Raw genomic sequence first — 18324 nt, forward strand, 5'->3', positions numbered from 1 at the left:
GACCGATGGAAGCGTCTCGCCCACCGTCCTCCGATGTCGCGCACTACCTGGGCGCGGTTCGCCGGCACTGGTGGATCGCCCTGGCCGCGACGGCCGCGGGTCTGGGCGTGGGCGCCACGGTCACGCACTCGCTGCCGCGGATCTACGAGTCCTCCTCGTCGGTCCTGGTGCAGGCGGTCGACCAGGACACCAACGCGCAGGGCGGCCGGACCAAGGGTTCGGTCAACCTGGACACCGAGGCCCAGCTGGTCGGCTCCGGTGCGGTCGCCGCCAAGGCCGCCGCGCTGCTGCGCACCGACGTCGCCCCGGCCGAACTGGCCCATTCGGTGTCGGTGCAGGTGCCGGCCAACACCACGGTCCTGGTGATCACGTTCCAGGCCGACAGTCCGCTGAAGGCGCAGGCCGGCTCGCACGCGTTCGCCGAGGCCTACCTGCGTAATCGCGAGGAGACCGCCCGCGCGGCGCTGGACAAGCAGATCGCCTCGCTGAACCTGAAGGTGAAGCAGCTCACCACCGCGCTCACCGGGATCAACGCGAAGCTGGCGCAGGCCCGCCGGGGCAGCTCGATCGAGAGCAACCTGTTGAGCCTGCGCAGCAACTCGCAGAACCAGCTGAACAGCCTGACCGGGCGGCTCAACGAGTTCACCACGACCACGGTCGGCGCCGGCGCGATCATCAGCGACGCCCGGCTGCCGGACACCCCGTCCAGCCCGAACACGCTGCTGGACATCGCCACCGGCGGCATGATCGGGCTGCTCATCGGGCTGGCCCTGGCCTACCTGCGGGAGCGGTTCGACCGGCGCCTGGTCACCGCCGTGGACGTCCGCGACCGCGGGCGGGTGCCGGTGCTGGCCACCCTGGACGAGCGGACCACGCCCCACTTCGACGACGTGCTGCAGCCGTACGGACCGGGCGGGCGCGTCTTCAACCGCCTGCGCAACGAGGTCCTGGCCAGCCTCGATCCGGCCGACCGGGTGATCGTGGTGACCGGGACGAGCCGGGGTTCGGCCAGCACGCTGGTCGCGGCGAACCTGGCGGCGGCGCTCGCCCGTACGGGAAGCGATGTGGTCTTGATCGGAGCCCACCTGCCGGACAGTGTGGTGGACGCGGCGCCGCTGGCCCGGATGCTCGGGGTGGCCGCCGTGCCCGGACTCTCCGAGCTGCTGGCCGGCCGGGCCGGACTGAACCGGGTGCTCCAGCGCACCCCGCGCATCCCGTCGCTGCGGGTGATCGCCACCGGTGGCTCGGCCACCGCGGCCGGCCTGATGCAGTCGCAGCGACTGCGGGACACCCTGGACGCGCTGCGGGCGCAGGGCGGCTACGTCGTGATCGAGGCGCCGTCCACGAGCAGCAGCGCCGACGCGCAGAGCCTGGCCAGTTTCGCCGACGCGGCGATCCTCGCGGTCGAGCTGCGCCGCACCGGCCGCCCGGCCCTGGTCGACGCGACCGAGCAGCTGCAGCGGGTGGGTACCCGGCTGCTCGGCGCGGTGGTGCTGCCCCGGCTGGCCGCCCGGCGGGCCCCGGCGCTGCCCGAACCGGCCGTGGCCCTGCCCCCGTCCGGCGTCGAGCCGCTCATCGACGAGGCCACCCAGCAGCTGTCGTCGCTGCCCGAGCGCGGTGAGCCGGTCTCGGCGGCGGTTCGTCAGCGCCCGGCCGAGAACGACTCCTCGGAGACGACCAAGGCGATCGACACGTCCGGACCGATCGTCGTCGACGGCGACGAGAAGTGATCACGGTCGCCCCGGCGGCCCCGCTCGCCGGAGCGGCCGACCGCGACACCAAGGACCTGACGCTGCCGGCCTGGCCGGTCTCCGGGATCCTGCTGCTCTACCCGCTCTGGTGGGCGCTCGGCCTGGGCGTGCTGATCTTCCCGCTGATGGCCGCGCCGATGCTGTTCCTGCTGGTCCGGCGCCGAGCCGCGGGCCGGCCGCTGCGGCTGCCGCCGGGTTTCGGCTGGTGGCTGGTCTTCCTGATCGCGGCCGTGGTGAGCATCGCCGCGCTCGGCGCCGACCCGGCCGGGACGGTGGTCGAGCGGGCCGCCGGGCGCCTGCCCGCGGTCATCTACAAACTTGCGATGTACGTCTCCCTGACCGTGCTCCTGCTCTACGCCGGAAACCTGACCGAGCGTGAGCTGTCCCGCCGCCGCCTGGTGCGGCTGCTGGCCGGCATGTTCGTGCTGACCGTGCTGGGTGGGCTGCTCGGCATGGTGGCCGGGCACTTCGAGTTCACCTCGCCGGTGGAGTGGCTGCTGCCGCACGGGGTCCGGAACAAGGGGTTCGTGCGGTCGCTGGTGCATCCGTACGCCGCGCAGATCATGGACATCGTCGGCGGGGACGCCCCTCGCCCGGCCGCACCCTGGGGTTACACCAACACCTGGGGCAACAACTTCTGTCTACTGGTCGGCTGGCTGCTGGTGGCCGCCGCCGCGAGCACGAGCGGGCGGAAGAAGGCGTTCGCCTGGCTCTGCCTGCTGGTCTCGGTCGCCCCGGCCGTGGTCTCGCTCAACCGGGGGCTGTGGATCGGGCTGGGCGTCGTCCTGACGTACGTCGCGGTCCGGTACGTCCTGGCCGGCAAGCTCTGGGTCCTCGGCGCGCTGGCGCTGACCGCGGGCGCGATCGCGGTGGCGCTGGCCGCCACCCCGCTCGGCTCGACCGTGCAGGCGCGACTGGACAACGGCAAGTCGAACGGGGTCCGCGCGTTCCTGACCGAGCGGGCGCTGGACGGTTTCGCGGACTCGCCGGTGATCGGCTACGGCGGCACCCGGAACACGCTCGGCGGGCGCAACTCGATCACCGTGGGCGAGAGCTCCGAGTGCGAACGCTGCGGAAACTTCACGATCGGCGGGAACGGGCAGCTCTGGCAGTTGCTCTTCTCGCACGGCGCGGTGGGCACCGTGGGATACCTGGGCTTCTTCGCGTACGGCCTGTGGCGCTTCCGCCGCGACCGCAGCGCCATCGGGGTGGCCGGCAGCGCCGCGCTGGTCAGCTCGTTCTCCGCGATGCTCTGGTACAACTCCCTGGTCACCCCTCTGGCCTTCATGGTTCTGGCCTACGCGCTGCTCTGGCGCAACTGGATCGAGGGGAAAAGCAATTGAGTCCGGTAAAGACCGCGCCCGCCGAGCTGACCGCGGGTGACGCCGCACTGCGTACGCAGTATCTGACCGAGGTCCTCGCGCTGCTCTATCCGCCGCCGTGCCGGACCGCCCGCGAGGACGACGGCGAGCGCAACCTGATCGCCGAGTACCTCGTGGTGCCGAACGCGCACCGGCCCCGGCTGCTGGTCCCGAACGCGTCACCGGCGATCGCCGCGTCCGCGGTCCGCCGGTACGCCGAGCCGCAGTCCCGGATGGCCCGGCTCAAGCGCAACGCCGTGGTCGCGGCCGTGCACGCCCGGGCCGACCGGCTGGTGTTCCGCGACCGCATCCGGGTCACCGGCCCGGTCTCGGCCAGCATCGACGGGTACCTCAGCGACGCGCTCCGGCGCGATTTGTCAGTAAGTGTCCATATCGGTCCGGCTCGGGCCAACCGCAAACCGGTGCTGCAGTTGCTCACCCCGGACGGCGAGACGTTCGCGTTCGGCAAGATCGGGACCGGGGCGCTCACCCAGCGCCTGGTCCGGGCCGAGACCGCGGCCCTGAACGCGCTCGGCACGAGCGGGCTGACCAAACTGACCGTGCCCAAGGTCATGCACGCCGGGCAGTGGCGCGGCCTGCAGGTGCTGGTCCAGTCGGCGCTGCCGGTCTGGCTTCCCCGGGCGACGCTGACCCCGCGCCGGCTGACCGCCGCGATGCTCGACATCGCCGGCTGCTGCGGGTACACGACCGGGCCGCTGACGCAGAGCGCGTACTGGCACGAGCTGCGGGCCCGGCTGGCCGCGGTCGGCGAACGGCCCGAGGGCGCCGCGCTCGGCTCGGCCGTGGACCTGCTGGCCGCCCACAGCGGGGAGACCACGCTGCGCTACGGCGCCTGGCACGGCGACTGGGCGCCCTGGAACATGGCCAACCTGGCCGACGCGCTGCTCGTCTGGGACTGGGAGCGATTCGCCACCGGGGTGCCCCTGGGCTTCGACGCCGTGCACCACGAGCTGCAGAAACGTATCCAGACCAGCGGGGACGCGCGAGGCGCGGTGGAAGCCACCGTGCGCCGGGCCGACGAACTGCTGGCCCCGTTCGGGGTCGCGCCGGTGGCCCGCGAGACGACCGCCCTGCTCTACCTGGTCGACCTGGCCGTGCGCTATCTGACCGACCGTCAGGCCGAGGCCGGCGCCCGGCTCGGCGTGCTCGGCACCTGGCTGCTGCCGGTGCTCATCCGGCGTGTTGAGGAGCTTTGATGAACGTCAGCAAACTGCCCGCCCCGATGAAACGGGTGGTGCACCTCGGCTCCCGCTCGTACGGCCGGCTCACCTCGGATCACCGCATGCTGCCGTCGTTCCTGATCTGCGGCGGCCAGCGGTGCGGGACCACGTCGCTCTACCGGGCCCTGGCCGCGCACCCGGTGGTGCTCAAGGCCGTGCTGCACAAAGGCGTGCACTACTTCGACACGTCGTACCACCGCGGGATCGACTGGTACAAGGCGCACTTCCCGGGCCGGCGGGCGGGCGAGAAGGTGGCCGAGAAGTACGGCGTACCGGCCCAGACGTTCGAGTCCAGCCCGTACTACATGTACCACCCGCAGGCGGTCGCGCGGATCGCGCGGGACCTGCCGTACGCGAAAATCGTGGTTCTGGTCCGAGACCCGGTGGAACGCGCCTACTCACAGCACCATCACGAGGTGGCCCGGGGTTTCGAGACCGAGCGTGACTTCGGCTTCGCGCTGGCGCTGGAGCCGCCCCGCCTGCACCGGCAGGAGGAACGGCTGGCCGCCGACCCGGAGTACTACAGCTTCGCCCACCAGCACCACGCCTACCGCGCCCGCGGCGAATACGCCCGCTACCTGAGCGTGATGGCCCAGCACGTCGGCCGCGAACGCATCCACGTGGTCGAGAGCGAACGGTTCTTCAGCGATCCGGAACCGGTCTACGACGAGGTCTGCGAGTTCCTCGGGCTGCCGGCCGACCTCGAACGGCCGGCGTTCGAGCAGCACAACGCCCGCCCCCGGCAGGCCGACATGGACCCGCGGGTGCGGCACGACCTGACCGCCTACTACCAGTCGCACGACGAGGCGCTGGCCGGATGGCTCGGTCACACCCCGATCTGGCGCCGCCGGTGACTCTGCTCGCACCGAGCGCCGCCCGGGGAACACGCGGTGCGGCCCGCGGCGGCCTGGCCAACATGGCCGGGGCCGCGCTCGCGGGCGGCGCCGGCGTGGCGGTGACCTGGATCGTCGCGCGCAGCCTGGGCCAAGCCGAGGCCGGCGCGTTCTTCTCCGCCACGGCCGCGTTCGTGCTGGCCGGCGGCCTGGCCAAACTCGGCACGAACACCGGGCTGGTCTACTGGCCGGCCCGGCTGCGGGCCACCGGCCAGGACCACCTGCTCGGCGCCTGCCTGCGTATCGGACTCGTCCCGGTCGTGGTGTTCTCGCTGCTCCTGGCCGCGGCGGTGTGGATCGCGGCGCCGGAGATCGCCCGCCTCACCGCGCATCAGGCCCCCGGGATCGTCGGCGGGCTGCGCGTACTGGCCGTCTTCATCCCGCTCCAGGCGCTCACCGACGTGCTGCTCACGGTCACCCGCGGATATCGCTCGATGCGCCCGACCGTGCTTCTCGACCGGGTGCTGCGCAGCGGCCTGCAGGTGCTCGCGGTCGGCGCCGCCGGCCTGTTCGCGGCCGCCTCACTGCCGAACTTCGCGCTGGCCTGGGCCATCCCCTACCTTCCGGTCACGATCCTTTCCGCGTACGCGGCCCGGCGCGTCTACCTCGCCGGACGGCCCCCCGGAGCGAGCGCCGAGCGGGCCGAGCGCCGCCGCCTGCGCCGCGACTTCTGGCTGTTCACCGGCCCGCGCGCGCTCGCCGCGGTCGCCCAGCTGGCCCTGCAGCGGGTCGACGTGCTGCTGGTGGCCGCGCTCGGCGGGCTCGGCCCGGCCGCCGTCTACGCGGTCGCCGGCCGGTTCGTGATCCTCATCCAGTTCGCCAACCAGGGCATCTCCCAGTCCGTGCAACCCCGGCTGGCCGAGGCGCTGAGCACCGGCGACCGGGCCACCGCGAACCGGCTCTACCAGGTCGCCACCGGCTGGCTCGTGCTGATCACCTGGCCGATCAACCTGCTGGTGATCCTGTTCGCGCCGTACTACCTGCGGTTCTTCGGCGACGAGTACACCGCCGGCGTGCCCGTGGTCCGCCTGCTGGCCGTGGCCATGCTGGTCGCCACCGGCTGCGGCATGGTCGACATGGTCCTGTCGATGGCCGGGCGCACCTCGCTCAACCTCGGCAACGTGGCCGTCGCCCTGGCCGTCACGATCGGCCTGGATGTGCTGTTGATTCCCCGGCAGGGCGCGATGGGCGCGGCCGTGGGCCTGGCCGGAGCGATGGTCGCCAACAACCTGCTGCCGCTGATCCAGGTGTTCCGCGGCGCCCGGCTGCACCCGTTCGGACCCGGTACCCGGGCCGCCGCACTGCTCTCGATCGGCTGCTTCGGCCTGCTGCCCCGGGCGGTGACCGTCCTCACCGGGGACGGGCCGGTCGGCCTGGCGCTGGCCACCACCGCCGCGGTCGCGGCCTTCGGCGCCGGCGCCTGGCTGCTCCGCGGCCGGCTCGAACTCGGCGCGTTCACCCGACGAAACCCCCAGGAGGCGAGTTGACCAGCGACTACACCGAGGTGTTCCAGGACGCCGAGGCGGTCGAGAAGTACGAGTCGGTGACCTACGCGCCGGACAGCTACGCGTCCCGGATCAACGAACGGCAGCGCGACTACCTGCGCACCCTGGTCCGCCGCGAGTTCGAGGGCCAGCACCCGCCGGTCCAGCACGACTTCGCCTGCGGCACCGGGCGGGCCATCCGGACCCTGCACGGGCTCGTCCGGGAAGCCCACGGCTACGACACGTCGGCCGAGATGATGGCCAAGGCGGCCGAGGTCGGATCCCGCGCCTACTGGCACCAGGTACCGATGGACGGGCCGGTGCCGGCCCCGGTCGCGGCCGGCTTCCCGGCCATCGTGACGATCTTCCGGCTGCTGCTCAACGTGAACGACACCATCCGCGACCGGGCGCTCGCCTTCGCCGCCAAAGCACTGCCGCACCGCGGCTCCGGACTGCTCGTCGTCGAGAACCACGGCAACGCCGGCTCCGTCCGCCACCTGCGGGCCCGGCGGCACCGGGGCGAACGCTGGTTCGCCGAACTGTCCCACGAAGAGGTCGAAGCCCTGCTCGACCGGCACGGCTTCGAAATCGTCGAACGCCGAGGCTTCTCCATGCTCACCCCGTCGATGCACGACAACCGGCTGGCCCGGGTCGCCGACGCCGCCGCACGACGCATCCCCGGCACCGACGGCTACGCGGTGAACGTGCTCTACACGGCTCGGCGCGTCCATGCGTAGGGCCGCCGCGGGGGTCCTGATCGCCGTACTTCTGCTGGTCGCGGCCTGCAGCAGCGACAAGAAGGAGCCGGCCCCGGAGCCCTCACCCGACCTCTCCGGCCGGCCGCCGGCCCTCGCGGTGCAAGGTGGTCCCTTCGCCGCCGGGCCGTTCACGCCTCCGGCGAAGGGGGCGTACGTCGGAGCGTGGATCAAACCCGACGAACTGACGCACGTCGGCCGGCTGGAAGCGGTCGGATCCCTGGAGAGCTCCCTCGGCCGCCGGTTGGACATCCTGAACACGTACCGCCGATTCGACCAGCTCGTCGGGACCGAATCCGATCAGGAGTTCCTGGCCCAGGGCCAGTCCCTGATGGTCAGCTGGGCCACCGGCGACAACCGGTCCATCCTCGACGGCGAACACGACCGCCTGATCCACCAGCAGGCCCGCGCCATCCGGAAGATCAAACAGCCGGTGCTGCTGCGGATGCGCTGGGAGATGGACCGGCCCAACCTGCGAGCCACCATGTGGTCCGGCGCCGACTACATCGCCGCCTGGAAATACGTCCGGGCCATCTTCAAACAGGAACGCGCCGACAACGTGTCCTGGGTGTGGTGCCCCACCGCCGAAGGCTTCCAGCGCGGCGAGGCGGCCGACTTCTACCCCGGCGACGACCAGGTCGACTGGACATGCGTCGACGTCTACGCCGGGGCCAGCTTCCAACCCATCGGCGAACTGATGGGACCGTTCCTCCAGTGGGCCGGCCAACGCCCGAAACCGATCATCATCGGCGAGTTCGGCGTGGCCAAGGCGTGGGGCTCGGCCAACCGGGCCGCCTGGTTGAAGGACGCGGAACGGACGTTCAAGGCGAACAAGCAGATCAAGGCGGTCGCCTACTTCGAGTCCGACCCGGAAGGGAACGGGCCCAACCAGCAGTTCCGGTTGAGCGGGGACAAGCAGGCGTTCGGGGCCTTCCATTCACTGGTCAAGGACCCCTACTTCAACCCGTAGCGGCTCAGTTGGCCGGGGCGCCGGAGGGGCGGTAGACACCACCCTCCGGCCCAGCCACATCGCAGTACTCACTCACCACCGTCTTCTTGTCATCGGTCCCCTCGGGGGCCGGAATGATGTCCGAAATCCGCCCCGCATACCCAGCGGTGCCGCATTGCCCCAGGTCGCCGCGCCCTGCGAACAAGCCGCCGACCACGTGGCCGGACGCGTTGACGAAGACCGCAGCCATGCCCCGAGAAAGCGTCGCGCGGCAGGCCGTCGTGGTAGCTGAGTACCGGACCGTGCTTTCGGACTTGGTTCGTTCCAGGCTCTGGAAAGTCGTGGTGACCGACGGGAACATCGCCGCGTTCTCCGCCGGCAGCCAGGTCGCGGATCCGAGTTCGACGTCGAACGTGGTCACCTTGTCGTACGCGTGAAATTGGTCCAGATCGTCACGCACGCCCGCTCTCGCCGCAACCGCTACCTGCTGGCCCGGGCTGATGACCGGGATCTCCAGAATGAGATCTCGTGCGTTCCACGGGTGAACCGCGTCCCGGCCCTGGGCATCCTTGATACGCAGAGTGACCTGGGTCCGATATGCGATCTGGTCGCTCGTATTGCGGACCAGGGCACCCAGGCTCACCCGCCCTCCGTTCTCCAGACCGGAGAACTGGGTGAAGCCGTGATCCACGATTTCGACACCGCCGCCGCCCGGAGCCCGCTCGGCCGGAGCAAATGCTCCGGACGGAGGAGCCGTGGGAATCGGGCACACCGACGGCCCTGGATCCGGCGAACCCGCAGTGCAGGCGCCCGCCGCCGTCACCAAGATCAGGCCGAGGAGGACGGCCCGCCGAGCCTGCCCGATCATGAGACCTCTTGTCCTAGCCATAGACCTGCTCCTTCAGGGCCCTGATACCTGCGAACTGGTCACGGATCAGTGCCTGCGCCGCTTCTCCGAAAGCCAGAGAGAACTGCCGCTCGTCGAGCGTCCGAAGTGCATCCCGACCGATCCGGACCTGCCACGACTGCATTCCCCGAACGGTGATGGTGATCTGGCCTCGGGCGGACCGGCCCTCCGCCACCAGCGACTGCCGCCGCTCTGTGTACTCCCGATCCTGCCGCCCGATCACGGCCGGCTCCTTCGTGATCGTTCGCTCGTACGCCACGCTGAGCGCCCGGAAGTACTGCCGCACGTACTCGGCGTGCATCTCCCGCGCCAGCGACACCAGATGGCCCTCCAGCACCGAGGCGGCGACCAGCCCATAGAAACCCGGCGCGAAAGACAGATCGACCCGATCGTCGTCGTACAACTCGCCGGTTATCGAGCCGCCGGCGACGGACACCCGCACCCGCATCCGATTCAACGCTTCACTCAGTCTCATCGGGCACGCCCCAGGTACTTGTCGTCGAAAACAGAGCCCGGGCCGGCATCGAGCAGCGTCGGCCGGGGCGCCACGAAAAGCTCCCTTTCCCGAATCATCAAGGCGTGCATGTTCCGGAGGGCCGCAGCGATCGCCTGCTCAGCCAGTTGGATCTCGCTGATGACCTCGTTCACTCCACGGCGCATCTGCTCGACGACGACCTCGGCCGTCTCGCCGTGATACTCGGTCTCCTTGGCCGGCGCGACCTGATGGGCGGCGGCCACCTGCCCGGCGGCGCCGACCGCGGTCACGGTGGTCACCGCAGCCAACGTCGCTCCGGCACCCAGCAACGATGTCCCGGCCGAGATGGGCACCGCCACCACGGCCGCCACCGAGGCCACGATGGTCCAGGTCATGGTCCATTTGTTCTGCCCGCAACGGCCCATGTTGTCGAGCGCGACGAGAGTGTCATGCGCAATTTTGTCGATGTGCTCCCGTGCGCTCACCCACAACGCTCGTTGGGCGTCCAGCGCGGCACGGAGGATCGCACCTCCGATGAACTGATTCACCAGCAGGGCCGGGAAGGTGTTGACGAAATCGGTGCGGAAGACGTCGGCCGCCGCGCCCGTCCACTCCTCCAGGTAACTCTCCGACGCCCCGACCCGAGAAAGAAGGGGGTTGGCGGAATACGGATATCCCGTAATGGGGTCGCCGGCCATGTAACCGGAGGACAGAGGCCCCATCGCCGACCTGAGTTCGTCGAGGAGACCGTCGAAGGATGCCGGGTCGGGCATCAGCATGAACGGCTCGAACAACGCCGGGATGTCGGCGAAGCTGGCGATGACACTCGCCCGGGTCGCCTCCTCACCCGGCTGCGGCGCGAGGGGCGGATCGCCGGGCTTCGGCGCTTCTCGCACGCCGTGCTGGTCCATCGACTTCGCGATCGCGGTGGCCTGGATGTCGTGGGCATGCCGCATCAGCTCGTCGAAGCTCATCGCTGCGCCCAATCCCGCAGCGTCGGCTGAGGCTCCGCACGCCCGCGACGGACCTCCTGAAACGCGGCAGCCGCTTCCTCGTCCGTCTCCTGGTACGTCTTGACCGCCATGGCGAGGACATCCGCGACTCCCAGAAGGTTGGTCCTGGTCTCGCTGAGGGCAGCGGTCAGACTGTCGCGAAGATCGCGCCACGGCTGATAAACCGGGCCATAGGTTCCGCCGCCGAAGACGTCCGGCCGTTGGAAGGCGTAGCTCAGGCCTCGCTCGGTCGCATCGACATGCTGCAGCGCCTGAGCGTACTGATAGGCGACGGTCGGATAGTAGTCCTTGGCCGCCGTCCAGAGCCCGAAAAGGTCGACTCCGAGATTCGGATTGATCGACATTGCCGCTCCCCGCGTGGACGTCGCGCGACACCTCCACCTGGCTCGATGCCGCTGTCAACGTACACGCCACAATCGACGGACGGGTTCAAGCAATGTCGTTGATCAATTAAATGGATATTTGATCTAGGAAATGATCGGCTCCAGGAATTCGAGACGATTGCCGTGGCCGTCGGCGGAGTAGAGGCGGCGGTGGCCCGGGAAGTGGGGGTCCCACTCGACCGGGTGGCCGGCGGCGGTCAGGATCGCGGCCAGTCCGTCGAGGTCGTCGATCAGGACGCCGGGATGGGACTTTGCGGCGGGCCGGAAGTCCGGGACCGGGCTGAGGTGGATCTCCCAGCCGCCGGCGCGGAACCAGCAGCCGCCGCGGGCGGCCAGGGGTGGGGGCTTGACGATCTCGGCCATGCCGAGGACTCCGCTGTAGAACGCTCGGGCCGCGGGTTCGCCGCCGGGCGGGATCAGTAGTTGCACGTGGTGGAGATCGACGATACGCATTCTCGCATCTTAACAGTACGTACGTACGGTTTAGATAGACGGAAAAGTGTCGTACACGTGTTCCATAGTGGGGCTCAGAGCCAACTCCAAGGGGGTCCCATGTCCGACTTCTTCCGCGAGCAGACCGAGATCATCCAGCAGTTCGGCTGGGCGGTGGTGCATGTGCTGCCCTCCGACGAGGATCCGGCCGACGCGGTCCCGTTCGCGTACACGGTCGGGCTGACTGCCGCCGGCCGGCCCGAGCTGATCATCGCGGGACTGCCGCCGGACCTCGCCCATCAACTGCTCAACGAGCTGGCCGGGCGGGTCCACGACGAGGGCGCCCGCTTCCACCACGGCCGCCGGGTCACCGACCTGATCGTCGACCAGGACGTCGTCATCCTCACCGGCACGTCGACCGCCGTCCTGTGGCCCGGGGCCGCGCTGGCGCGGTACGGGCGGGAGAAAGTCCGGCTCCAGCAGCTGGTCTGGCCCGACCCGGAGAACCGTTTTCCCTGGCAGGCCGACTATCCGTCCGAAGAGTTCCACCAGCCGCTGATCGCCGCGCCGTCGGTGGCGCTGGCCCGCTGCCGGGCGCCGCGCAGCCTGGCCGGGCCCCGCATCCGGCGGATGGGCACCCGCCACGGCCGCGAGACTTCCTGACCTCGCCATCCACCCGGGGCGCTTGCCGATCTGCGAGAAGGGAGGAACCGGACAGTGCCCGGCGCCGGCCCGGCGCCCTCGGGACAAGCCATCCGGTGCGCGGCGGGCGTGCTCGGCCGCGAGCCATCCGCCGGGCGCTGCCCGGCATGCCCGGCGGGCGTGAGCTCGGAACACCCGCCGGCCGGGGCGGCAGTACAGGGCGGTTCGGTGGTCGGCGAGACGGCGCGGCGCGGTGCCGGGCAGGGCTGGCCTGGGCTGGCCTGGGCTGGCCTGGGCTGGCCTGGGCAGGGCAGGGCAGGGCAGGGCAGGGCTGGGCAGGGCAGGGCTGGGCAGGGCTGGGCAGGGCAGGGCTGGGCAGGGCAGGGCTGGGCAGGGCTGGCCTGGGCAGGGCTGGCCTGGGCAGGGCTGGCCTGGGCAGGGCTGGCCTGGGCAGGGCTGCGCGGTGCCGGGTGGGTGCGGGCCAAGCCGAGGCCGGGTCAAACGGGCGGGCGGCGGCAGGCGGCGGGCGGCGGGCGGTTTGGAAGGGTCAGGCGGGGCGGGGGCGGCGGCGCGGGGCTCGGGCGAGGAGGCGGAGGGCGTAAGGGGCGTCGTGGCGCAGGTAGCGGCCGGCCAGACGGCGGGGTTCGGTGCTGAGGCGGTGGGCCCATTCCAGGCCGGTGCGCTGCATCCAGCGCGGGGCACGGTGGACGTCGCCGGCGACGAAGTTGACGGCGGCGCCGCAGCCGACGAACCAGGTGGCGGGGAGGTCGCGGCGGAGGCGTTCGATCACTGATTCCTGTTTGGGGAAGCCGAGGCCGACGAAGACCAGGTCGGGTTGGGCGTCGGTGACGCGTGCGCAGACATCGGCGTATGTGATCTCGTTCTCCTCGAAGCCGAAAGGTGGGCTGACCGCGCCCGCGATGCGCAGGCCGGGGCTCGCGGCGGCGAGGCGCACGGCGGCCCGGGCCGCGCCTGACGTGTGGGTATCGCGCACGGTGACCACACCGCCCGCCGCACCCCGCCGCCCGTCGGCAGCCGGCCCCTCGCCGACGCCCGGCCGCCCTTCAGCACCTGACCGCCCTTTGCCGACCGGCAACCGACCGGCAACGCGGCGGCCGACGGCAGTGGCAGCGGTGGCGGAGGCGGCGCCAGTGGTGGCGGCCGTGGCAGTGGCAGTGGTGGTGGAAGCGGCGGTGGCGGTGGCCGCGCCAGTGGTAGCGGCCGTGGCAGTGGTGGCGGCCGTGGCAGTGGTGGTGGCAGTGGTGGTGGCAGTGGTGGTGGCAGTGGTGGTGGTGGAAGCGGCAGTGGTGGTGGAAGCGGCAGCGGCCGGCGAGAGGCCGCCACCACGACCGACGGTGGTGGTCGGCGTCTCAATGTCGGCGCGGCGACCGATGGTGGCGACGGTGCCCGGCGCCCGATCCTTGGTGCGGCGACCGGCGGCGACGGGCTGGCCGCCGGCGCGGCGACCGGCCGGCGCGGGCTGGCCGAGGGGCGCTTCGAGCAGGTCGCGGAGGCCGGGGGCGAGGATGCGGGGGGACGGCGTGCCGCCCACGATGAACACCGAGCGACCGTCCCGGCCAAGGCCTTCGGACAGGGACCAGATCAGGCTGCTCCCGGCCACCCGTTCCGGGAGTGGCGCCCCGCCCAGCCGGCTGGCCCAGATCAGCGGCATGCCGTCGGCCACGATCAGGTCGGCGTTGTCCAGGTGGCGTCGGGCGTCGGGGTCGGTCGAGGCCCGCCGCAGGATGTCGACGTTGGGGGTGATGATGCGGCCGCCGCGGCCTCGGGACAGGGCGTCGCGTACGACGGCGACGACTTCGTCCTCGGTGATCCGGTCGATTCCGGTTCCGTCCAGGTGCACGCGATCGAAAGCCTCGATAACCACCTGACGCCTCCTTTTGCCTGCTTCACTCGTTACCAGAGCGAAACGAGCGAAGGCGGGCCAAAGTGGCAGAAGTGCTATTTCTGGGCGGATTGGGGCGAAGCGGCACCACGCTCGTCGAAAGACTGCTCGGCGAGCTGCCCGGGGTCTGCGCGCTCGGCGAGGTAGTTCACCTGTGGCAACGGGACCTTCGTGACGACGAGCGCTGCGGCTGCGGCGAGCGGTTCTCCACGTGCGAGTTCTGGCTGCGGGTCGGAAAGAGCGCCTTCGACGGCTGGGACAACGTCGACGTCGACCGGGTGCTCGCCCTGCGGGACGCGGTGGAGCGGACCCGCCACATCCCGTGGCTCGCGTCGACGGCCAGGCCCGCTGCCGACGTACGGGAATATGCGTCTTTTTATGCGAAGGTCTATGCCGCCGCCGCCGAGGTCTCCGGCGCGAAGCTGGTCGTCGATTCCTCCAAGCATTCCGCCCTGGCCCACGTGTTGCGCGCGGCCGGCGACATCGACCTGCGGGTGGTGCACGTGGTGCGGGACGCCCGCGGGGTCGCCTACTCGTGGACGAAGCGGGTGGCCCGCCCGGAGACCGACGGCGCCGACGAGATGACCCGCTACTCCCCCGGTCGTTCGGCGCTGCTGTGGAATGCCCACAACGCCGCGTTCGGCCTGCTCGCCCGCCGCGGTGTGCCGGTCCGCCGGATCCGTTACGAGGAGTTCCTGGCCGATCCGCGGGCCGGGCTGATCCGGCTGGCCGACTTCGCCGGCATCACGTTGCAGCCGGCCGATCTGGAGTTCCTGCGGCCCGGCCATGCCGATCTGCGGGTGGGTCACAGCGCGGCCGGCAATCCGATGCGTTTCACCGTGGGCCGCCTGCCGCTGCGTCACGACACGGCTTGGATGCGCGCGTTGCCTCCGGCCCAGCGCCGGCTGGTCGGTGCGGTCTGCGGGCCGATGCTGCGGGCCTACGGCTACCCGATGAACCCTCAGGAGAGCTGATGAACTGGCCGTCGGTCGGGGTCGTGATCCCCACCCGGAACCGCCCGGAGCTGGTCCGTCGTTCGATCGCCGCGGTCCGTGGGCAGAAGTATCCGGGCGAGCTGAAGATCGTCGTGGTCTACGACCAGACCGAGCCGGACTATCTGCTCGCCTGCCCGGACGACGTGCCGGTGCTGGTGTTGACGAACTGGCGGACGGGCGGCCTGGCCGGCGCCCGCAACACCGGCATCCTGGCTCTGGACACCGAGCTGGTGGCGTTCTGCGACGACGACGACCGCTGGCTGCCGGACAAGCTGCGCCGGCAGGTGGCGGCGCTGATGGCCGAGCCGGACGCCGAGTTCGCCACCTGCGCGATCGAGGTGGAGTTCGAGGGGCACACCACGCCGCGGCTGGCCGGGCAGAGCCGGGTGACGGTGGCCGACCTGGCCCGGTCCCGGATGTCCATGCTGCACTCGTCGTCGTTCCTGATCCGCCGGGAGGCGCTGGTCGAGGACGCGATGGGGATGGTCGCCGAGGACGCGCCGGGCAGCCAGAACGAGGATTGGGATCTTCTGCTCAGGGCGGCCCGCCGCGCGCCGATCGTGCATGTGGACGAGCCGCTGGTCCAGGTGCTCTGGGGGCGCAGTTCGCATTACGCCTACGAGTACGCCACCAAGATCTCCTCGTTGCGCTGGATGATGCAGCGTCACCCGGAGATCAGCGGCTGCCGGCCCGGTGCCGCGCGGGTGTACGGGCAGCTCGCCTGCTGGTCGGCCGCGACCGGAAATCGCAGCCAGGCCTGGCAGTTCAGCAAGGAGGCGGTCCGGGCCAACTGGAAGGAACCGCGTACGGCGATCGCGCTGGCCGCGATGACCGGCGCGGTGAAGGTGGAGAATGTGCTTTCAGCGCTGCACAAACGAGGACGTGGTATCTGAAGTCACTCTTTCGCGCACACCTGATCAGCTGTACTGTTCAAGTGTGTTCGAAATAGTGCGGAAAACCTGGCCGAAGTTGGTGGATTGCTGATGCTCGCCCAGCAACGACAGGCCGCGATCCTCGATCGGGTCCGCGCCACCGGAGGCGTCCGGGTCAGTGAGCTGGCCGCGGAGTACAGCGTCTCCGACATGACGATCCGCCGTGACCTCGAGGCGCTGGCCGACCGTGGACTGCTCGCGAAAGTACACGGTGGCGCGACCACGGTCAGCCCCGGATCCGCACACGAGCCCGGTTTCGCCGCCAAGTCGGTGCGCCAGCGCGACGAGAAGACCGCGATCGCGGCCCGCGCGGCCGCCCTGGTCTCGCCCGGCGACGCGATCGCGCTGTCGGCCGGCACCACCACCGCCGAGCTGGCCCAGCGGCTGGTCGACGTCCCGTCGCTGACCGTGGTGACCAACTCGATCCCGGTCGCCGACGTCTTCTACCGCGCCGGCCGGCCCGATCAGACGGTAGTGCTCACCGGCGGCACCCGCACTCCGTCGGACGCCCTGGTCGGCCCGGTGGCCGTGGCCGCGATCGGCACCCTGCACCTGGACATGCTGTTCCTGGGCGTGCACGGGATGAGCGAGCGCGCCGGTTACACCACGCCCAACCTGATGGAGGCCGATGTCAACCGCGCGCTCGTCGAGGCCGCGGAACGCCTGGTCGTGCTCGCCGACAGCACCAAGTGGGGCACCGTCGGCATCTCCTCGATCGTGCCCCTGGAGCGGGCCGACGTGCTGATCACCGACGACGGCCTGGACGCCACCGCGCGTTCTCTTCTCACCGAAACCGTCCCTGAACTCGTGGTGGTGAACCCCCAGTGACACCCATCCGCTCGACCGTCGCGCTTTCCGACGGGCGCGAGCTCATCTACTTCGACGAGTCGCCGGATTCCGGCCGCTCGGCGTTCGCCGACACCCGCGAGCTGCCACCGCCGCCGCCGGCGTCCCAGTTGCGGTACGACCCGCTGGTCGACGAGTGGATCGCGGTCGCCGCGCACCGGCAGACGCGGACGTTCCTGCCGCCGTCGGACGCGTGCCCGCTGTGCCCGACCAACTCGCACTTCGCCAGCGAGATCCCCGCGCCGAGCTACGACGTGGTGGTGTTCGAGAACCAGTTCCCGTCGTTCAGCTACCGCGAGGTGCCGGGCGGCGACATCACCGAGCTGACCGACATGGTGCCGGTCAAGCCGGGACTGGGCCGCTGCGAGGTGGTCTGCTTCACCAGTGACCACAACAGCTCGTTCGGTGCGCTGACGCCGTCGCGGGTGCGCACGGTGGTCGACGCGCTGGCCGACCGGACGGCCGAGATGTCGCAGCTCCCGGGTGTCGCCCAGGTCTTCCCGTTCGAGAACCGGGGCGTCGAGATCGGGGTGACGCTGCACCACCCGCACGGCCAGATCTATGCGTACCCGATGGTGCCGCCGCGCACCGCGGCCATGCTGCGGGCGGCCGAGAAGCACGCCGCCAAGACCGGCGGGCGCAACCTGTACGCGGACGTGCTCGCCGCCGAGCAGGAGGCCAAGGTCCGGATCATCGGCGCCAACGAGCACTGGACGGCGTATGTGCCGGCCGCCGCCCGCTGGCCGTTCGAGGTCCAGATCGCGCCGCACCGCCAGGTCCTCGACCTGCCCGGCCTGACCGACGAGGAGCGGGACGCGTTCGGCCCGCTCTACCTGGACGTGCTGCACCGTTTCGACGGGCTGTTCGGCAAGCCGATGCCGTACATCTCGGCCTGGCACCAGGCGGTCGTCGGCGAGGGCCGTGACCTGGGATATCTGCACCTGCAGGTGTTCAGCATCCGGCGGGCCGCCGACAAGTTGAAGTACCTGGCCGGTTCGGAGTCGGCGATGGGCGCGTTCGTCAGCGACGTCGTCCCGGAGAAGGCGGCTCAGCTGCTGCGCGACGCCATCTGAAATTTTCGCTCGACGGAACGGCCTCGCCCTCACGGCGGGGCCGTTCTGCGTGGGCCCGAGGGAGGGACAGCGGGGGCCCGGGACAAGGCCCCCGCTGAAGGGGACGGCGAGCGGCGAACCCGAGTCCGCCACCGGCACCACTGAGACAAACGAAGTCGGATACCCGCCGGTTACGTCACTAAACATGCGTTTTGTCGGATGTTCGAACATCAAAAACCCCAACCCCCGATTTGGTACGGACAGAGCACCGCTCACGCCGTACCCAATAAGGGGGTTGGGGTTTGTCGGA

At 70.8% G+C, this 18324-nt stretch carries 18 protein-coding genes; 12 read left to right on the forward strand and 6 right to left on the reverse strand.

Features of this window, described 5'->3' with window-relative positions; all coding sequences use genetic code 11:
• Nucleotides 1-5 precede the first annotated feature (5 nt).
• The 7 genes from ACSHV8_RS37400 to ACSHV8_RS37430 are packed head-to-tail and all read left to right on the forward strand — an operon-like array spanning nucleotide 6 to nucleotide 8455.
• Nucleotides 6-1730 carry a Wzz/FepE/Etk N-terminal domain-containing protein gene (locus ACSHV8_RS37400; RefSeq protein WP_436523782.1) on the forward strand — a complete coding sequence of 575 codons (1725 nt, stop codon included), beginning with the start codon at nucleotides 6-8 and terminating at the stop codon, nucleotides 1728-1730.
• Nucleotides 1727-3094 (forward strand): O-antigen ligase family protein, encoded by a 1368-nt coding sequence (locus tag ACSHV8_RS37405; protein WP_436523784.1) that lies wholly within the window; start codon nucleotides 1727-1729, stop codon nucleotides 3092-3094. Before ACSHV8_RS37400 ends, ACSHV8_RS37405 begins: the two co-directional genes overlap by 4 nt.
• Nucleotides 3091-4329 carry a hypothetical protein gene (locus tag ACSHV8_RS37410; RefSeq protein WP_436523786.1) on the forward strand — a complete coding sequence of 413 codons (1239 nt, stop codon included), beginning with the start codon at nucleotides 3091-3093 and terminating at the stop codon, nucleotides 4327-4329. Before ACSHV8_RS37405 ends, ACSHV8_RS37410 begins: the two co-directional genes overlap by 4 nt.
• Nucleotides 4329-5207, forward strand: coding sequence for a sulfotransferase domain-containing protein (locus ACSHV8_RS37415; protein ID WP_436523788.1), 879 nt, complete (start codon nucleotides 4329-4331; stop codon nucleotides 5205-5207). The genes ACSHV8_RS37410 and ACSHV8_RS37415 overlap by 1 nt, the downstream gene beginning before the upstream one ends.
• Entirely contained in the window at nucleotides 5171-6733 is a 1563-nt protein-coding gene (locus ACSHV8_RS37420; protein ID WP_436523790.1) for a lipopolysaccharide biosynthesis protein, read from the forward strand. The genes ACSHV8_RS37415 and ACSHV8_RS37420 overlap by 37 nt, the downstream gene beginning before the upstream one ends.
• On the forward strand, nucleotides 6730-7467 hold the full coding sequence (locus tag ACSHV8_RS37425) for a methyltransferase domain-containing protein (protein WP_436523792.1): 738 nt from the start codon (nucleotides 6730-6732) through the stop codon (nucleotides 7465-7467). The genes ACSHV8_RS37420 and ACSHV8_RS37425 overlap by 4 nt, the downstream gene beginning before the upstream one ends.
• Nucleotides 7460-8455 (forward strand): glycosyl hydrolase, encoded by a 996-nt coding sequence (locus ACSHV8_RS37430; RefSeq protein WP_436523794.1) that lies wholly within the window; start codon nucleotides 7460-7462, stop codon nucleotides 8453-8455. Before ACSHV8_RS37425 ends, ACSHV8_RS37430 begins: the two co-directional genes overlap by 8 nt.
• 4 nt (nucleotides 8456-8459) lie before the next feature.
• On the opposite strand, the gene ACSHV8_RS37435 is transcribed toward ACSHV8_RS37430, so the two are convergent.
• The 5 genes from ACSHV8_RS37435 to ACSHV8_RS37455 form a co-directional block, all read right to left on the reverse strand.
• On the reverse strand, nucleotides 8460-9302 hold the full coding sequence (locus ACSHV8_RS37435) for a hypothetical protein (protein WP_436523796.1): 843 nt from the start codon (nucleotides 9300-9302) through the stop codon (nucleotides 8460-8462).
• A 13-nt stretch (nucleotides 9303-9315) separates the two neighbouring features.
• Nucleotides 9316-9816 carry a hypothetical protein gene (locus ACSHV8_RS37440; RefSeq protein WP_436523797.1) on the reverse strand — a complete coding sequence of 167 codons (501 nt, stop codon included), beginning with the start codon at nucleotides 9814-9816 and terminating at the stop codon, nucleotides 9316-9318.
• Nucleotides 9813-10790, reverse strand: coding sequence for a hypothetical protein (locus tag ACSHV8_RS37445; RefSeq protein WP_436523799.1), 978 nt, complete (start codon nucleotides 10788-10790; stop codon nucleotides 9813-9815). Before ACSHV8_RS37445 ends, ACSHV8_RS37440 begins: the two co-directional genes overlap by 4 nt.
• A complete protein-coding gene (locus tag ACSHV8_RS37450) occupies nucleotides 10787-11173 on the reverse strand; it encodes a hypothetical protein (RefSeq protein WP_436523801.1) in 387 nt (128 codons plus the stop codon). Before ACSHV8_RS37450 ends, ACSHV8_RS37445 begins: the two co-directional genes overlap by 4 nt.
• 123 nt (nucleotides 11174-11296) lie before the next feature.
• Entirely contained in the window at nucleotides 11297-11665 is a 369-nt protein-coding gene (locus ACSHV8_RS37455) for a VOC family protein (protein WP_436523803.1), read from the reverse strand.
• Between the two features lie 99 nt (nucleotides 11666-11764).
• Here ACSHV8_RS37455 and ACSHV8_RS37460 point away from each other — a divergent pair, with 99 nt between their 5' ends.
• On the forward strand, nucleotides 11765-12307 hold the full coding sequence (locus ACSHV8_RS37460; RefSeq protein ID WP_436523805.1) for a DUF4262 domain-containing protein: 543 nt from the start codon (nucleotides 11765-11767) through the stop codon (nucleotides 12305-12307).
• Between the two features lie 526 nt (nucleotides 12308-12833).
• On the opposite strand, the gene ACSHV8_RS37465 is transcribed toward ACSHV8_RS37460, so the two are convergent.
• Nucleotides 12834-14171: a WecB/TagA/CpsF family glycosyltransferase gene (locus ACSHV8_RS37465; protein ID WP_436523807.1), complete on the reverse strand. Its 1338-nt coding sequence runs from the start codon at nucleotides 14169-14171 to the stop codon at nucleotides 12834-12836.
• Nucleotides 14172-14233: 62 nt separating this feature from the next.
• Between ACSHV8_RS37465 and ACSHV8_RS37470 the strand changes: the two genes are divergently transcribed.
• The 4 genes from ACSHV8_RS37470 to galT all read left to right on the forward strand — a co-directional run bounded on the left by ACSHV8_RS37470 (nucleotide 14234) and on the right by galT (nucleotide 18035).
• The gene (locus tag ACSHV8_RS37470) at nucleotides 14234-15163 is read left to right on the forward strand and encodes a sulfotransferase family protein (RefSeq protein WP_436523809.1); all 930 of its coding nucleotides are present in this window, start codon (nucleotides 14234-14236) and stop codon (nucleotides 15161-15163) included.
• On the forward strand, nucleotides 15163-16077 hold the full coding sequence (locus tag ACSHV8_RS37475; protein WP_436523811.1) for a glycosyltransferase family 2 protein: 915 nt from the start codon (nucleotides 15163-15165) through the stop codon (nucleotides 16075-16077). Before ACSHV8_RS37470 ends, ACSHV8_RS37475 begins: the two co-directional genes overlap by 1 nt.
• A 90-nt stretch (nucleotides 16078-16167) precedes the next feature.
• The gene (locus tag ACSHV8_RS37480; RefSeq protein ID WP_436523813.1) at nucleotides 16168-16944 is read left to right on the forward strand and encodes a DeoR/GlpR family DNA-binding transcription regulator; all 777 of its coding nucleotides are present in this window, start codon (nucleotides 16168-16170) and stop codon (nucleotides 16942-16944) included.
• The gene (gene galT / locus ACSHV8_RS37485) at nucleotides 16941-18035 is read left to right on the forward strand and encodes a galactose-1-phosphate uridylyltransferase (protein WP_436523815.1); all 1095 of its coding nucleotides are present in this window, start codon (nucleotides 16941-16943) and stop codon (nucleotides 18033-18035) included. The genes ACSHV8_RS37480 and galT overlap by 4 nt, the downstream gene beginning before the upstream one ends.
• Nucleotides 18036-18324 lie beyond the last annotated feature (289 nt).

Source organism: Actinoplanes sp. HUAS TT8 (assembly GCF_051380535.1).
Taxonomy (GTDB): Bacteria; Actinomycetota; Actinomycetes; order Mycobacteriales; family Micromonosporaceae; genus Actinoplanes.

What these genes read in the sequence shown, in the direction of transcription:
- ACSHV8_RS37450 (WP_436523801.1), bottom strand. Translation starts at nt 11,173, where the DNA reads ATGTCGATCAATCCGAATCTCGGAGTCGACCTTTTCGGGCTCTGGACG.
- ACSHV8_RS37480 (WP_436523813.1), top strand. Translation starts at nt 16,168, where the DNA reads ATGCTCGCCCAGCAACGACAGGCCGCGATCCTCGATCGGGTCCGCGCC.
- ACSHV8_RS37400 (WP_436523782.1), top strand. Translation starts at nt 6, where the DNA reads ATGGAAGCGTCTCGCCCACCGTCCTCCGATGTCGCGCACTACCTGGGC.
- ACSHV8_RS37460 (WP_436523805.1), top strand. Translation starts at nt 11,765, where the DNA reads ATGTCCGACTTCTTCCGCGAGCAGACCGAGATCATCCAGCAGTTCGGC.
- ACSHV8_RS37455 (WP_436523803.1), bottom strand. Translation starts at nt 11,665, where the DNA reads ATGCGTATCGTCGATCTCCACCACGTGCAACTACTGATCCCGCCCGGC.
- ACSHV8_RS37415 (WP_436523788.1), top strand. Translation starts at nt 4,329, where the DNA reads ATGAACGTCAGCAAACTGCCCGCCCCGATGAAACGGGTGGTGCACCTC.
- ACSHV8_RS37430 (WP_436523794.1), top strand. Translation starts at nt 7,460, where the DNA reads ATGCGTAGGGCCGCCGCGGGGGTCCTGATCGCCGTACTTCTGCTGGTC.
- ACSHV8_RS37420 (WP_436523790.1), top strand. Translation starts at nt 5,171, where the DNA reads ATGGCTCGGTCACACCCCGATCTGGCGCCGCCGGTGACTCTGCTCGCA.
- ACSHV8_RS37435 (WP_436523796.1), bottom strand. Translation starts at nt 9,302, where the DNA reads ATGATCGGGCAGGCTCGGCGGGCCGTCCTCCTCGGCCTGATCTTGGTG.
- ACSHV8_RS37445 (WP_436523799.1), bottom strand. Translation starts at nt 10,790, where the DNA reads ATGAGCTTCGACGAGCTGATGCGGCATGCCCACGACATCCAGGCCACC.
- ACSHV8_RS37440 (WP_436523797.1), bottom strand. Translation starts at nt 9,816, where the DNA reads ATGAGACTGAGTGAAGCGTTGAATCGGATGCGGGTGCGGGTGTCCGTC.
- ACSHV8_RS37475 (WP_436523811.1), top strand. Translation starts at nt 15,163, where the DNA reads ATGAACTGGCCGTCGGTCGGGGTCGTGATCCCCACCCGGAACCGCCCG.